Genomic DNA, 14,620 nt, shown 5'->3' with positions numbered 1-14,620 from the left:
TGAAAATATCAACTAATATTCCTTTTTTAGACCACAAATTAAATCGTCTATAGACGGTGCTCCATTCACCAAACTCTACTGGCAAATCTCGCCAAGGAATACCAGTTCTCATTCGGAAAAGGATCCCTTTAAACGTCATCCGATGCTCGGATTTATTATAAACTCGGCCGGTATTTTTCATTATTTGTAGTAGCTTTTCCCACCGTTTATCTGTTAGCATTGTTCTTGGCATGATGAATCGAGTTATGGTTGTTTTTGGCAGAATTATTATAACTCACATCATGCCGTCTAAAAATAATCACGAAAGATCAACACGCCCTAATATTTTATGATTAAAATACTCAACTGAAAACTTATAAGGCGTTAATTTTGTTTTTATGTATATTCATTGCAACATTTTTTTAATTACTTTAAACAATGCGATTAATTCCTACAGCTTATTTATAAAACTATCAAATGATTCAGATACTAAAACTAATTCTTTTTCATCCATCAGCCATATATATATTTCTCCATAATTTTCATTTTTTAATGAAAGTAAAAAACAATTTCCACCCTCATCATAAGCAAAAGGAATCATATCTTTTAAATTAGAAAAGTCATCAATTAAATTAGTGTAAATATCTTCTATAGTTAAATCGCCATATTTTATTGGATTAAAGCCACCTAATAAAAAGAAATTATGTTCACCGTTTTCGGGAGGGTAACCACCATTAAATTTAATGTAAAAATCAATAAATGAAAGTGGAATTTCTTTATCAAAATAGTTGCTAAATTCTTCAATTTCTTCAAAAGATAATTGTTTTTCCGATTCTTCGATTATTAGTTGCATTTGTTATTATCCTTTTTAACTGGAAATATATACTTTTTGACTGTTTTTGTGGGTAAATATTTTACCTTCATTTCAAACTTAAAACACACCGATTTACAACATTGCATAATAGAAATTAGTTATCGCAATCAAAGTAATAATCTTATAATTTGTGTGAATTTTAGAGTAAAATACAATCAATAAATTATATTAATAATCATACTTTGTTTTAGTCATGAAAATAGAACCGTATTGATCATTAATCAAACAAAAATTATACCAGTTTTACATAAATTATTACCCGTTTCGATACAGAAGTTTCTATTGATTCTGCATTTGGAATTGTAGTTCAACATATTTTGTTTAGCTTGGAGAAAGGAAATGTATTTATTAGAAATGGCACCAAAATTTTTATTAGCTTTAATTATTTTACTTGTTTATGTGAAGTTATCGGGTAAAAGCCAAATAGCACCTATGTCACAGCTTGATCAGGTTGGTAGTATGGTTATTGGTGCGTTGGTTGGGGGGGCCTTACTTAGTCCGACAGTATCTTCTTGGGAATCGGCTGGATTAGTGGCTATTTGGGCTGGCTTACTTGTTTTAATTCGATTTATCAAATCTAAAAACTCACGTTTACGCGATGCTATAGATGGCGAACCAATCCAACTTGTTAAAAATGGGCATTTAATAACGGATAATTTTGTTAAAGCCAACTTACCAGTAAGGGATTTTGAAACCTTAGTCAATATACAAGGCATAGCTTCTTTTGATGAGTTAAAAGAGGTTTGGTATGAATTAAATGGTTCGTTAACTGTTATCAAAAAAGGTGATAAAGATATTGCCGTGCTAATCATCGAAAATGGCGGTATTAGCCATGACAATTTAGAACAACTTAAAAAAGATGAAAATTGGGTTAAACAAGAAATTGCAAAACAAGGTTATGAAAAATTAGAAGATATTTTTTGTGCTGAATGGTTTGATAATAAATTAATTGTTTATCCTTATGACGCTGTTCGTGAAGGTAAAAAATAACTATTGTTTGTATCTTAGGGTGGGTAATAATCCACCCATCTTTTAGCTCAATTGGTTAAAAATGTATCTTCAAATTAACGTAGTTGGCTATCTTTGCTGCCACGACGATTATATAGACTTGATGTTTTAGCTAATTGTTTATCGATTTCTTGTTGGCAAGACAAACAATATTGTACGCCAGGCAATGCTGACCTTCTGGCTTCTATAATAGGCTCTCCACATTCAATACAAAAATGAGCACTAATTGTACCGTGATTGAGTTGTCTTCTTGCGTTTTCGATGGCATCAGCAATAGTGCCTTCGATTTGTTGATTAACGGCATCGTCAGACGCCCATCCACTTGCCATAAATGAATCCTTCTATAACTGAAATCGTTGACCAATGATATGGTGTTTTTTTAAACATTTTCAAGTAGTATGCTAATTTAAAGCAGTGTATTTTAGTGTTAATGATTATGCTGAAGTTAAGCAATAAATAGAAGAATTGTTTAACATATTAAGTGGGAGGTTATTATGCAACAATATGAACAAGCAACATTTGCTGGCGGTTGTTTTTGGTGTATGGTTAAACCCTTTGATCAGTATGAAGGGGTTATTAGTATTGTAGCAGGATATACTGGGGGGAATGTTATCAATCCAACCTATCAGCAAGTTTGCTCAGGCACAACAGGGCACACCGAAGCGGTACAAATTAAGTTTGATCCAAAAGTTATTAGTTATAAAAAATTGCTTGAAATTTTTTGGAAACAAATCGATCCAACGGATTCACAAGGGCAATTTGCTGATCGAGGTGATTCTTATCGTCCTGTTATTTTTTATCATAATGAATATCAACATAAAGTAGCATTATCGTCTAAACAAGCATTACAAGATAGTAAGAAGTTTAATAATCCTATAGGTGTCGCTATCGAGCCAGCAGTTGCCTTTTACCTAGCTGAGGATTATCACCAAAATTATTATACAAAACAATCCCAGCATTATAATCAATATTATCAATTATCAGGGCGATCAAAGTTTTTAGCACAGCATTGGCAAAAATAAAGAGGCAATTGAATTATGCAAAACTATCCGCAATATAGTAGTAAACAAAAATGGAACCATTGGTTAACATTGATACTGATTGTATTAACGTTTTTATTAGTGTTATTTAAGGTGACGTTGTCACATTATTTGGGTGGTATGTTTACTATTTATTTATTACATAAATCTTTTGGCGTGTTGATATTTGTAATAACCTTGTGGCGTTTTACAATTATTAAAGCTGAAGGTGTGCCTAATGTCTTGCCCAAAAATCAAAAACTACAACGTATTTTATCGACGTCCATACAAGGGTTTATTTACATTTTTTTAATTATTGTGCCTCTGTCTGGGTACTTAATGAGTAGTCGGTCGCTGAATTTTTTTGGCATCATTTCTATTCCGGCTATTGATATGCCTAACATGTTTTATGATTTTTTTCATATTATGCATAAGTTCAGCTCATATTTATTAGCAATTTTACTTATTTTACATATAGCTGGCGCCTTATATCATTATTTTTGGATTAAAGATAAAGTATTGCAATCAATGTTAAATCGTAATTAATTCTATTATTTAAAATAAATAACATAAAGGTGACTTATGAATAAAACAATGAAGGAAAAAGCACTGTCCATATTAACACCTATGCAATATCACGTAACTCAAAAAAATGGGACTGAACCACCGTTCGAAAACGAATTTAACTCTAATCATGAGGAAGGGATATATGTTGATATTGTATCTGGCGAGCCGTTATTTACTTCGTTAGATAAATTCGATTCAGGATGTGGCTGGCCTAGTTTTGCTAAACCGATAGAAAAGGGCAATATTGTTGAAAAAAAGGATACCAGTTTTGGTATGCGACGTATTGAAGTGCGATCTGTGGAAGCTGATTCTCATCTTGGACATGTCTTTAATGATGGTCCAAAAGAGTTAGGTGGATTACGTTATTGTATTAACTCGGCTTCCTTACGATTTATACCTAAAGAGGAACTGGAAGATGCAGGTTATGGGCAATATTTAAACCTGTTTGATAAACAATCACAGACAGCATAATCGTTACAATATAAAAATCCTATCATCTAAATCAGATGATAGGATAAAATTTTAAAAGACCTAGTTTTTCCTTTTAAATAAAATATAACTAATCAATAAAAATACGAAACTGGTTATAAGCGAACCAATAACAGGGTAAATACCAATAACAATACTTACTTGGGCAAACAAATTATCGGCAATATAAAATAAGAAGCCAAAGCTGATGCCTATCACCACACGAATCCCCATTGATACGCTACGCAATGGACCAAAAATAAACGATAAAGCTAACAACATCATCACAGCAACTGAAATTGGTTTAATGATCTTTTTCCAAAACAGCAAATCATAATACTTAGTATCTTGCCCAGAGTTTTTTAGATATTGTGAATACTCATAAAGCCCTGAAGCCGACAACGAGTCAGGATCAAATGCGACAATATTTAATTTATCAGGAGTAATGCTTGTTTTCCAAGGCATGGATATCGTATTTACACCAACTACTTTATTGGGCACTGTTAGATCATTTTTTTCAACTTGCGATAATGTCCAAGTATCATTTTCATACACTCCATAAGCAGCATAGGTAATAGATTGAAGCTTATTTTGGTCAACTGAATAAATATAAACATTCGAAATCGAATTATCGTTATTTACATGGCCAATAAAAACATAATCATTACCATCTTTAGCCCAAAGACTGCCTTGTTCAGCCATTAACGAATTACCATAAAGCTTTTCAGAACGCATATTGCGTGCAGTTTGCTCGCTAACTGGAGCAACCCATTCACCAACCGCCATTGTAATTAGTACTAGTGGTAATGCTGTTTTCATCACCGCAAATGCAATTTTGAAACGACTAAAGCCAGATGTTTCCATTACAATTAATTCACTGCGGGATGCTAACAATCCTAAACCAATCAATGCACCCAATAACGCAGCCATCGGGAAGAATACTTCTAAATCTTTTGGAGCCATTAAAAGCGTATAAATACCGACAGAAAACGCATCATAATCAACTTTAATTTTTCGAAGCTGATCAATAAAACGGATGATACCCGACAAACTGATAAGTAAAAAAAGACTAACACCAATGGTGCTTAAAATAGTTTTACCGATATAACGATCTAAAATCGAAAACACGCTTTGCTCCTTAAGATGCAGAATATTTTAAGCGAAGTTTACGCATAAATAGGTTATCCCAACAATTCAATATTATCGCTAACACAAAATATCCTAAATTCAATATATAAAACCACAATTCGGGATCTAACCGACCTTTACCTGCATTAGCCTTAATTGAACTGGCTGATAAAAAGTAAACTAAATAGAGCAGTAAAGCAGGTAAAACTTGTGCAAGGCGTCCTCGTGGGTTTGATACGCTCAGTGGAATAACTAAAAAGGCCATTAATGGTACTGAAATAATTAGCGTTATCCGCCAATAAAATTCCGCAACAGCTTTAGGTGTATTAGTGTTAATAAGCTCTAATATTCCCAATTGCTGAACATCGATTTTATCGTTATCCTCGTTAGTATTTAACTCTTTGGGTTTTATGATACCTAAATAATTATGAAAGTTTGAAATTCTAAAATCTTTTAATTGTGCTGTACCTTCATAACGATTAGCATTTTCAAGTGTAATAATTTGGTTACCTTCGTTATCGTGCCCTGTCTTCCCTTTATTGGCAATAATAATCGAAGGTCGTTGATTCGCTTTTGGATTGATTTGAGCAATAAAGACATTCTCTAAATTGTTATTATCCACATTACCAATGTAAATAACTGAATTACCATCTGGCGTTTGTTGGAATTGTCCTGCTAATAATCCAGCTAAACTAGGATTGATCTTAGCATTAGCAACCAATTGATCTTGCTTAACGTTAGACCAAGGACCAAACCAAAGTGAATTCATTACGGTTAATATACTAGTTAAAATGCATAGAAAAAATACTACTTGATAAGTTAAGTTTTTCTTAACACCACATGCATGCATTGCTACCATTTCACTATCAGAATAAAGTCGCCCGAAAGTAACAAGTACACCAAGAAAAAGGCTCAGCGGCAAAATAAGATCGGCCATATTTGATACGCCTAAAACTAGTAACGGCATAATTAATTCACGAGGGATTGAACCATCGATTGCGCTCGACAAAATTCTAATTAACTTTTGAGAAAAGAAAATCAGCAACAAAATAAATAAAATTGCCCCTTGGGTTTTCAATGTTTCTTTCACTAAATATCGACGAATTATCACATCTTACCTTTATCTGTTGGCACAAAACCAGACTATTATAATCTGATTTGTTTCGTTTTAGTTATCTTTTTGTTGCTATCCAACAATGAACCGATAGAATATAAATTATCTGCACTAATTCATAAACGAGAAGCACCATGGAATTTCAAATAAAAAACAGTACTATTATAACTAAACAAAAAACAGAGTGTTTAGTTGTTTCAATTGATTCAAGAAAAAACCAGTCTGATTTTGTCAAAGATATCGATAAATCAACCAATGGTTTAGTTAGTCAACTTATCAAATCAGGTGATATAAGTTGCGAACTAGGTAAAACTACTTTGCTATATCCAAATAACAATTTAAAACAAAAACTTTTATTTGTTGGTTGTGGCAAAGCAAAAACATTTGACTCAGTTCAAGCTAAAACCGTTATTAAAGCGGTAATAAAAGAACTACTAGCCCAAAAAATTAAAAATATCGCATGGGATCTATTAGCGTTCAATGAAGTAAATAGCCTTGAAATAGCCAAACAATTGCCGCAAATTATTAGCGATATAACTTATCGGTTTGATGATTTTAAAACGATTAAAGATCCTGTACCAAGCTTAACTAAAGTGACATTATTAATTCATAATAAGAAAGCGTTATCAGCATTAACTGATAACTTGTTACAAGGGCAAATTATTGCTAATGCTATTACCGTAACAAAAACAATTGCCAATATGCCGTCAAATATTTGTAACGCAAAATACTTAGCCGAACAAGGTAAACAACTAGGCAAACAGCATTCATCATTAAAAGTAACCTGCCTTGGCGAAAGCGAATTGGCAAAATTAAACATGAACGCTTATTTAGCAGTAGGGCGGGGTTCGCAAAACGAATCAATCATGACTATTATTGAATACAAAGGTGCTAAAGATAAAAAAGCCCAGCCGTATGTTTTAGTCGGCAAGGGACTAACCTTTGATTCAGGAGGAATATCAATCAAACCATCTGCAGGCATGGACGAAATGAAATACGATATGTGCGGTGCGGCAACCGTTTATGGTGTTATGCAGGCTGTGGCAGAGTTAAAATTACCTATTAACGTTGTTGGCGTCATGGCGGGTTGTGAAAACATGCCTGACGGCAACAGCTACCGTCCTGGCGACATATTGACAACCATGTCAGGTACTACAGTTGAAGTGATTAACACTGATGCTGAAGGTCGCTTAGTCTTATGTGATGCTTTAACATATGTTGAACGTTACAATCCAAAAACTGTTATTGATATTGCCACTTTAACTGGCGCTTGTATCGTTGCACTAGGACATCACTATACTGGAGTAATGGGTAATAACGACAAATTAGTTGCACAGTTGATCTTATCATCCAACAAAGCAGGCGACAAAGCATGGGCGCTACCGATTGATAGTGAATTCCAAGAACAAATCAAATCAACCTGTGCTGATATTGTTAATACTGGTGGTCGAGATGGCGGCACCATTACTGCGGCATGCTTCTTATCACGTTTTACCGAAAAATATCAATGGGCACATCTAGATATTGCTGGCACAGCGTGGAAATCTGGTGGGCAAAAAGGAGCAACGGGTCGTCCAGTTGCCATGTTGATTCAATATCTACTAGATCAATAAATCGAGCTAAGATTTTATGAAAAAAGTGATCTTCTATTTACTTGAAAACCAAACAGAAGCCGACGAGTCTGGCGTGCTTTTTTACGAAAAACTAGCATGCAAAAAAATAGTTGAAGCATGGCACGCCAATCAGCGCGTGCAAGTTGCTTGTCAAGATCAGGGTCAAGCAGAACGAATAGACGAGTACCTATGGCAACTCGAAACCGACAATTTTGTTCCGCATAATTTGGCTGGTGAAGGCATGAAAGGGGGATCACCTGTTGAAATTAGCTGGCCACAAAAACGCAGCAGCGGCACACGTCAGCTACTTATTAATTTACAAGAACAATTTCCTGAATTTGCAGGTGTTTATCGTGATATTATCGATTTTGTGCCAGTGGATGAGCAGCTAAAGTCATTAGCAAGGAAACGGTACAAGTTGTATAAAGAGGCAGGATTTAATCTTAAAACGATTTCAATTAATTGCGAATAATATTAGGGAAGTTTTTTTATTTCTTCACTGATTATTTTTTCTAAAACTTAATGTTAAAATCAAAATAAAATCAATGGCTTACCTGAATGTTTTTTAATGGTGAAATCTGTGCATTATCCAAAAACTCAAAATTCACGCCAACCCTTTTTTTATTGATGGGTAAAAATTAATGAAAAACAATAAATTAAAATCATCTTGTAGAAAAGGGTATTTTAAAGTAGAAAACCTGTTTTGCTTTTGCAAAACTATGTTTATAGTATATCTGTTTCTCTATTAACGCCATATAGGTGGTTTAGAAATTGTTGATTAACCAAGATTTGGTGCAGTGACTTATTAACGCCATATAGGTGGTTTAGAAAAACGCTCTTTTTTCGTTGTGCTTTCTTATATATTCCATTTTATAATTTGTTAGGTATGTTTAGGTTAGCACTATTACACTTTTATTTTTTAATAGCAAATTTAGGTTTCCTCAAGCTAAATTTTGTTGATTAATATTGCATCGATTATTGACTGTATCAAGACTATTTTGCCAGTTTATGATATGATTAGTGCCAAATTCAATGGCAATGAGTTATGGTGATTATGAGTTATCAAGTTCTGGCACGCAAATGGCGACCAAAATCATTTTCTGAGGTTGTGGGGCAGCAACATGTCCTTAAAATTTTGTCTAATGCACTTTCGCTAGGGCGAGTTCATCATGCTTATTTGTTTTCAGGCACTCGAGGAGTAGGTAAAACGTCAATTGCGCGTTTGTTAGCAAAAGGGCTGAATTGCGAAACAGGCATTACTGCTACACCATGTGGAGTTTGTGATAATTGTCGTGATATTGAACAAGGTCGTTTTGTTGATTTACTTGAAATTGATGCCGCATCTCGTACCAAGGTCGAAGACACTCGTGAAATACTTGATAACATCCAATATTTACCAACTAAAGGGCGCTTTAAGGTTTATTTGATTGATGAAGTGCATATGTTATCGCGCAGTAGCTTTAATGCACTTCTTAAAACCCTAGAGGAGCCACCTGAGCATGTTAAGTTTTTATTGGCAACTACAGATCCGCAAAAATTACCTATAACTATTTTATCACGTTGTTTGCATTTACATTTAAATGTATTAGATACAACATTAATTGGCCAGCAACTTGAACATATTTTAAAATTAGAGCAAATCAGCAGCGATCCGAAAGCGATTGGGTTATTAGCTAAAGCAGCTAATGGCAGTATGCGTGATGCGCTGAGTTTAACCGATCAAGCGATTGCTCTTGGTAACGGTAAGGTCGATGCAGAATCAGTGTCGGTAATGCTTGGTACACTTGATAAGTCGGTTCCTTTTGCAATTGTTGAAGCATTACATAATAGTGATGGTAATGCCTTAATGCAACAAATTGAAGCAGCTGCTATACAGGGCGCTGATTGGGATAATCTGTTAGCCGAAACCATTACTTTATTGCATCAAATTGCGTTATTACAAGTAGTGCCAACTGCTTTGGGTGATTATATTGATAATGAAGAGCGCATACGTTTTTTAGCACAATATATGGCACCTAACGATGTGCAGTTGTTTTATCAAATTTTGCTAATGGGTCGTAAAGAGCTTTCTTTTTCGCCTGATAAAAAAATTGGTGTCGAGATGAGTTTTTTACGCGCTTTAGCCTTTATGCCAAAGGTTGTTGATGCTGTTACACCACTAGTTATGGCTAGTTCGGCATCTGTTCAAGGCAATAAGCAGACTCAAACTCAAAAGCAAACTAAAGAACCGCCTAATACCCAATCGCAATCACAAGCAGTAATGCATGCGAATGTATCAAGGCAAGCAGAAGCTAATAATCAGGCTGTAAATCAAACTAAAAAACAATCTCGAATTCAGCAATCTGATCCTATACTTGCAACAGTGAACCAGCCAGTTAATCATACCGAACAGAATACACCACAATCAGTGATAAGTTCGTCATTAACAAATGAGCAAAGTCAGCACAATGACTTAAACGATTTAACCGTTTTGTCTTCAAAAACAGCGTCAACATCTAAAGCCAAACCAGCAACGGCGGATCTAACGATTCCTGATGATGTGTCGTCGGTGACTAAAAGCATTTTAGAAATGCGTATGCAGTTGTTAAAAGAGGAACAATATCCAAAAAAGTCTGAATCGGTTGATGTAATTCAACCAAAAAATTTAGTAATAAATAAATCACTAACACGAATTAAACAGAGCGTTGTGCCAGTAAACGATATCGATAACAACGATAACGGCAATAGTAAAGAAGATATTACCGCTGAAAATTATCAATGGCAAGCCAGTGGTCTAACTGCAATGAAGGAAGAGTTGGTGGTCGATACTAAGGCTTTTCGTGAGTCACTAAATGGTGATAAAACTCCTGAAATGATTAAGAAATTAATTACCGAAATGGCGCAAAAAGATGCCTGGTGTGCCGAGATCGAGCAATTAGATTTACCGCCGTTAATTAAGCAAATCGTAGCTAATTCAGCTTTTGAACAAGTAGATAGTGGAACGATTGTGTTGCATTTGCGTTCAACCGTTAAGCATTTGATTAATTCGATATCGAATGTGATAAAGATAAAAAAAGCGCTATGCAAACATCGTAACCAAGAGCTTGATGTAGATATTATTATTGATGATGTAAATTATAAAACACCAGTTGAAATGCGCGAAGAGTTATACCAAGAAAAACTTGCGCAGGCGAAGATAGCCATTGCCGAAGATTCAAAAGTGGCTACAATTTGTCGATATTTTGATGCTAAGATTGATGAATCCAGTATTCGTCCTGTATAATGCAGACTATATTTTTTAATGAGGAATTATTATGTTTTCAGGTGGAAAAGGTGGTTTGGGCAATTTAATGAAACAAGCCCAACAAATGCAAGCTAAAATGCAACAAGCACAAGAGGAGATCGCTAAATTAGAAGTTACTGGCGAATCAGGTGCTGGTTTAGTTAAAGTCACTATTAATGGTACTCATAGTTGTAAGCGCGTTGAAATTGATCCATCACTTATGGCTGATGATGATAAAGAGATGTTAGAAGATCTTATTGCTGCGGCTTATAATGATGCGGCTCGCCGTTTAGATGAAGCACAAAAAGAAAGAATGGCTCAGGTTACTGGTGGCATGCAATTACCACCAGGTTTTAAAATGCCGTTTTAAGTTAATGCATTAATTCAGTTAGTTAAACTTTTTGCATTGCCGACTTTGAGTACCAAGTCGGCGATATTTTTTTGTTATTGCCTGTCTATTTATACAGTTTTTCTTTATTATTTTTTTGCTATCGGGTAAACTACACCTTATTATTTGCTTATTTGTTATGCTTTATTATTAAGGATATATTGTGATTGGTCGTTTACGTGGTACCATTATTGAAAAGCAACCTCCTAAAGTCTTGATAGAAGTCGGTGGCATCGGTTACGATGTGTTTATGCCGATGACCTGTTTTTATGAATTACCCGAAAATGGACGAGAGGTCATTGTGTTAACACATTTTTCCGTGCGTGAAGATGCCCAAATCCTATATGGTTTTAATCAAGAACAAGAGCGTGAATTGTTTCGTGAACTTATTAAAGTTAATGGAGTTGGTCCTAAGTTGGCGTTAGCCATTTTATCGGGCATGTCAGCAGCGCAATTTATTAGTGCTGTTGAACAAGGTGAAATTAAAACACTAGTTAAATTGCCTGGCGTAGGTAATAAAACTGCACAACGATTAATTGTTGAGATGAAAGATCGCCTCAAACATTTTGGTGAGCAATCATCAAATGTTAGCTTGGTTTCTGATGTAGATAGTGTTCAAAAGTCAGCTAATCAAATTGAAAGCGAGGCTGTTTCAGCTTTAATTGCATTAGGTTATAAACCACAAGAAGCTAGCCGTATTATTAATAAAGTAATTAATCCTGATATGGATTGCGAAACGCTGATTCGTGAAGCCTTAAAATCAGCATTGTAAATAGAGATTTATTATGATTGAAGCGGATCGTTTGATTGCACCACAAGCGCAAAAGGAAGAAGAGTCATTAGATCGTGCTATTCGCCCTAAATGTTTGGATGAATATATTGGGCAACCGCAAGTGCGTGAACAGATGAAGATTTTTATTCAAGCAGCTAAGCAACGCAGTGATGCACTTGATCATGTGTTAATTTTTGGGCCGCCAGGATTAGGAAAAACCACGTTAGCTAATATTGTTGCCAACGAAATGAATGTTAACCTACGTACTACTTCAGGACCTGTGCTTGAAAAGGCCGGCGATTTAGCTGCTATGTTGACTAATTTAGAGCCCAATGATGTATTGTTTATTGATGAAATCCACCGATTGTCTCCTGTTGTTGAGGAAATTTTATATCCTGCAATGGAAGATTATCAATTAGATATTATGATTGGTGAAGGGCCTGCAGCACGTTCAATCAAAATCGATCTTCCCCCCTTTACATTAATAGGTGCAACAACCCGTGCAGGGTCGTTAACTTCGCCATTGCGAGATCGTTTTGGTATTGTACAAAGACTTGAGTTTTATCGGGTTGAGGATTTGGAATATATTGTTAGCCGTAGCGCTAAATTTTTGGGCATGGATCTGTCAGACGAAGGTGCTCATTTAATTGCACAACGTTCACGCGGTACTCCCCGAATTGCAAATCGACTTTTGCGCCGAGTGCGCGATTATGCTGATGTAAAATCAAAAGGTGTTATCGACAAAAAAATTGCTACTCAAGCGCTAGATATGCTTAATGTTGATAATGAAGGCTTTGATTATATGGATCGCAAATTATTACTGGCCATTATAGAAAAATTTATGGGTGGTCCTGTTGGTTTAGATAACATTGCCGCGGCAATTGGAGAAGAGCGTGAAACGATCGAAGACGTACTTGAACCTTTTTTAATTCAGCAAGGTTATATCCAAAGAACGCCACGCGGTAGAATTGCTACACCTCATGCGTATCACCATTTTGGGATTATTCAGGATAATTGAACAGTTAAAATTATACTAGTTTATGTAACAAAAAGCGTGGCTATTTGCTCAGCTACGCTTTTTTATTAATCAAGTTTAATTCTATTTGGAATTTAACCGAGCTCTTTTTCAGTAAACATGCCACTAAATAAGTCAGTACTTAAGTAGCGTTCACCAGAAGAAGGTAAAATGGTTACAATAGTTTTATTAGCATTTTCTGGTAATTTTGCTAATCGATCGGCAGCATAAACGGCGGCACCAGATGAAATTCCTGCTAAAATACCTTCTTTTTCCATCAAATTACGGGCTGTTTTGATCGCTTCTTCATTTGATACTTTTTCCACCACATCAATTAAACTTAAATCAAGATTTGCAGGAATAAAACCAGCTCCAATACCTTGAATTTTGTGAGGTCCTGGCTTAATTGGTTTACCTGCTAGTGCTTGACTAATTACTGGTGAGTTGGTTGGCTCAATGGCAACTGCTGTTATATTTTTACCTTGTGTTTTTTTGATATAACGTGTTACACCAGTAAATGTGCCACCAGTTCCTACTCCAGCAATAAAAATATCGACTTTTCCATCGGTATCTAGCCAAATTTCAGGGCCCGTTGTTTTTTCGTGAATTTCTGGATTAGCAGGATTACTAAATTGCTGTAGCATCAGGTTCTTTTTAGGATCCCTTGCCACCATTTCCTCTGCTTTTTCGATTGCGCCTTTCATACCTTTAGCAGCTTCAGTTAATACTAAGTTAGCACCTAAGGCTTTTAGTAGCTTTCTGCGTTCAATACTCATGCTTTCAGGCATGGTTAACGTTAGCTTATAGCCTCGAGCAGCGGCTACAGCTGCAAGTGCAATCCCAGTATTACCACTTGTTGGTTCAATTAGTTCAACATCAGTAGTTAATAAACCACGCTTTTCAGCATCCCAAATCATGTTTGAGGCAATGCGGCATTTGACGCTAAAACTTGGATTGCGAGACTCAATTTTGGCTAAAATATTACCGTGACCAAAATGTTTTAATCTGACTAATGGTGTATACCCAATAGTTTGTGAATTATCATCAAAGATATTACTCATAATAAAGTCCTTCTTTAGTTCTAATTAGCTCAAGAGAAACTCTCTCTAATTACTTAATCATATTTATTATTATAAATACTACCTAAAAAGATGGTACTAATTAATTATTATAATGATATTCATTTGAGCTATAAGGTGATCTTTGTTTGTAGGAGTTTTTTATAAATATTAGTAATCGCCAAGATTCTAAAATTGAATTTTTGTTAAAAAATATGTTATTACAAAATATATGACTTTAAATCAACAAATTCTGGAACGGCTACACTAATTAGGGACTGTTGATCTTTGCTGTACATAAATTACTCAACAATACATTGGCAGCCACATTAACATAAATGCCAGTGATACCATA

16 protein-coding genes are annotated in these 14,620 nt (G+C 35.1%); 10 read left to right on the top strand and 6 right to left on the bottom strand.

Annotated elements, in window-relative coordinates; genetic code table 11:
* Both ACGH80_RS10980 and ACGH80_RS10975 read right to left on the bottom strand, forming a co-directional pair.
* Positions 1-232 (bottom strand): transposase (locus tag ACGH80_RS10980; protein ID WP_411578909.1); only part of this gene is annotated, 232 nt, incomplete at its 3' end.
* 198 nt (positions 233-430) lie between these two features.
* Complete coding sequence (locus tag ACGH80_RS10975; RefSeq protein ID WP_065589761.1) at positions 431-832, bottom strand: SMI1/KNR4 family protein; 402 nt, start codon at positions 830-832, stop codon at positions 431-433.
* Between the two features lie 360 nt (positions 833-1,192).
* Between ACGH80_RS10975 and ACGH80_RS10970 the strand changes: the two genes are divergently transcribed.
* Entirely contained in the window at positions 1,193-1,843 is a 651-nt protein-coding gene (locus tag ACGH80_RS10970) for a DUF421 domain-containing protein (protein ID WP_034912801.1), read from the top strand.
* A gap of 74 nt (positions 1,844-1,917) precedes the next feature.
* Here the strand turns inward: ACGH80_RS10970 and ACGH80_RS10965 are convergent, their stop codons facing one another.
* On the bottom strand, positions 1,918-2,190 hold the full coding sequence (locus ACGH80_RS10965) for a DksA/TraR family C4-type zinc finger protein (protein ID WP_065589760.1): 273 nt from the start codon (positions 2,188-2,190) through the stop codon (positions 1,918-1,920).
* Positions 2,191-2,352: 162 nt separating this feature from the next.
* On the opposite strand from ACGH80_RS10965, the gene msrA reads away from it, so the two are divergent.
* Genes msrA through msrB form a run of 3 tightly spaced genes read left to right on the top strand, consistent with a single transcriptional unit; the run spans position 2,353 to position 3,918 of the window.
* Positions 2,353-2,883 carry a peptide-methionine (S)-S-oxide reductase MsrA gene (gene msrA / locus ACGH80_RS10960; protein ID WP_366940515.1) on the top strand — a complete coding sequence of 177 codons (531 nt, stop codon included), beginning with the start codon at positions 2,353-2,355 and terminating at the stop codon, positions 2,881-2,883.
* A gap of 15 nt (positions 2,884-2,898) precedes the next feature.
* Positions 2,899-3,426: a cytochrome b gene (locus ACGH80_RS10955; RefSeq protein ID WP_174798317.1), complete on the top strand. Its 528-nt coding sequence runs from the start codon at positions 2,899-2,901 to the stop codon at positions 3,424-3,426.
* Between the two features lie 48 nt (positions 3,427-3,474).
* The gene (msrB, locus tag ACGH80_RS10950) at positions 3,475-3,918 is read left to right on the top strand and encodes a peptide-methionine (R)-S-oxide reductase MsrB (RefSeq protein WP_174798341.1); all 444 of its coding nucleotides are present in this window, start codon (positions 3,475-3,477) and stop codon (positions 3,916-3,918) included.
* 60 nt (positions 3,919-3,978) lie between these two features.
* On the opposite strand, the gene lptG is transcribed toward msrB, so the two are convergent.
* Both lptG and lptF read right to left on the bottom strand, forming a co-directional pair.
* Positions 3,979-5,043, bottom strand: coding sequence for an LPS export ABC transporter permease LptG (gene lptG, locus ACGH80_RS10945; protein WP_297223796.1), 1,065 nt, complete (start codon positions 5,041-5,043; stop codon positions 3,979-3,981).
* Positions 5,044-5,053: 10 nt separating this feature from the next.
* A complete protein-coding gene (lptF, locus tag ACGH80_RS10940; protein ID WP_411578907.1) occupies positions 5,054-6,154 on the bottom strand; it encodes an LPS export ABC transporter permease LptF in 1,101 nt (366 codons plus the stop codon).
* Positions 6,155-6,291: 137 nt separating this feature from the next.
* On the opposite strand from lptF, the gene ACGH80_RS10935 reads away from it, so the two are divergent.
* From ACGH80_RS10935 to ruvB, 6 genes are all read left to right on the top strand, one after another.
* Positions 6,292-7,770 carry a leucyl aminopeptidase gene (locus tag ACGH80_RS10935; RefSeq protein WP_411578906.1) on the top strand — a complete coding sequence of 493 codons (1,479 nt, stop codon included), beginning with the start codon at positions 6,292-6,294 and terminating at the stop codon, positions 7,768-7,770.
* A 16-nt stretch (positions 7,771-7,786) separates the two neighbouring features.
* The gene (locus tag ACGH80_RS10930; RefSeq protein WP_065610897.1) at positions 7,787-8,242 is read left to right on the top strand and encodes a DNA polymerase III subunit chi; all 456 of its coding nucleotides are present in this window, start codon (positions 7,787-7,789) and stop codon (positions 8,240-8,242) included.
* A 582-nt stretch (positions 8,243-8,824) separates the two neighbouring features.
* Positions 8,825-11,032, top strand: coding sequence for a DNA polymerase III subunit gamma/tau (gene dnaX, locus ACGH80_RS10925; RefSeq protein WP_411578905.1), 2,208 nt, complete (start codon positions 8,825-8,827; stop codon positions 11,030-11,032).
* A 31-nt stretch (positions 11,033-11,063) separates the two neighbouring features.
* Positions 11,064-11,402 (top strand): YbaB/EbfC family nucleoid-associated protein, encoded by a 339-nt coding sequence (locus ACGH80_RS10920; protein ID WP_065561174.1) that lies wholly within the window; start codon positions 11,064-11,066, stop codon positions 11,400-11,402.
* A 181-nt stretch (positions 11,403-11,583) separates the two neighbouring features.
* Positions 11,584-12,192, top strand: a complete 609-nt coding sequence (gene ruvA, locus ACGH80_RS10915; RefSeq protein WP_065589753.1) for a Holliday junction branch migration protein RuvA — start codon at positions 11,584-11,586, stop codon at positions 12,190-12,192.
* A gap of 13 nt (positions 12,193-12,205) precedes the next feature.
* A complete protein-coding gene (gene ruvB / locus ACGH80_RS10910) occupies positions 12,206-13,210 on the top strand; it encodes a Holliday junction branch migration DNA helicase RuvB (protein WP_411631143.1) in 1,005 nt (334 codons plus the stop codon).
* Positions 13,211-13,302: 92 nt separating this feature from the next.
* On the opposite strand, the gene cysK is transcribed toward ruvB, so the two are convergent.
* Positions 13,303-14,268 (bottom strand): cysteine synthase A, encoded by a 966-nt coding sequence (gene cysK / locus ACGH80_RS10905; RefSeq protein ID WP_411578904.1) that lies wholly within the window; start codon positions 14,266-14,268, stop codon positions 13,303-13,305.
* Positions 14,269-14,620: the final 352 nt, after the last annotated feature.

Source organism: Gilliamella sp. BG1 (assembly GCF_046635625.1).
Lineage (GTDB): Bacteria > Pseudomonadota > Gammaproteobacteria > Enterobacterales > Orbaceae > Gilliamella > Gilliamella bombi.
This window is presented reverse-complemented; position numbering and strand designations above follow the sequence as displayed.

Excerpts from the sequence above, each read along its gene's own strand:
- ACGH80_RS10975 (WP_065589761.1), bottom strand. The coding sequence starts at position 832 with ATGCAACTAATAATCGAAGAATCGGAAAAACAATTATCTTTTGAAGAA.
- ACGH80_RS10970 (WP_034912801.1), top strand. The coding sequence starts at position 1,193 with ATGTATTTATTAGAAATGGCACCAAAATTTTTATTAGCTTTAATTATT.
- ACGH80_RS10965 (WP_065589760.1), bottom strand. The coding sequence starts at position 2,190 with ATGGCAAGTGGATGGGCGTCTGACGATGCCGTTAATCAACAAATCGAA.
- ACGH80_RS10955 (WP_174798317.1), top strand. The coding sequence starts at position 2,899 with ATGCAAAACTATCCGCAATATAGTAGTAAACAAAAATGGAACCATTGG.
- msrB (WP_174798341.1), top strand. The coding sequence starts at position 3,475 with ATGAAGGAAAAAGCACTGTCCATATTAACACCTATGCAATATCACGTA.
- ACGH80_RS10935 (WP_411578906.1), top strand. The coding sequence starts at position 6,292 with ATGGAATTTCAAATAAAAAACAGTACTATTATAACTAAACAAAAAACA.
- ACGH80_RS10930 (WP_065610897.1), top strand. The coding sequence starts at position 7,787 with ATGAAAAAAGTGATCTTCTATTTACTTGAAAACCAAACAGAAGCCGAC.
- dnaX (WP_411578905.1), top strand. The coding sequence starts at position 8,825 with ATGAGTTATCAAGTTCTGGCACGCAAATGGCGACCAAAATCATTTTCT.
- ACGH80_RS10920 (WP_065561174.1), top strand. The coding sequence starts at position 11,064 with ATGTTTTCAGGTGGAAAAGGTGGTTTGGGCAATTTAATGAAACAAGCC.
- ruvB (WP_411631143.1), top strand. The coding sequence starts at position 12,206 with ATGATTGAAGCGGATCGTTTGATTGCACCACAAGCGCAAAAGGAAGAA.
- cysK (WP_411578904.1), bottom strand. The coding sequence starts at position 14,268 with ATGAGTAATATCTTTGATGATAATTCACAAACTATTGGGTATACACCA.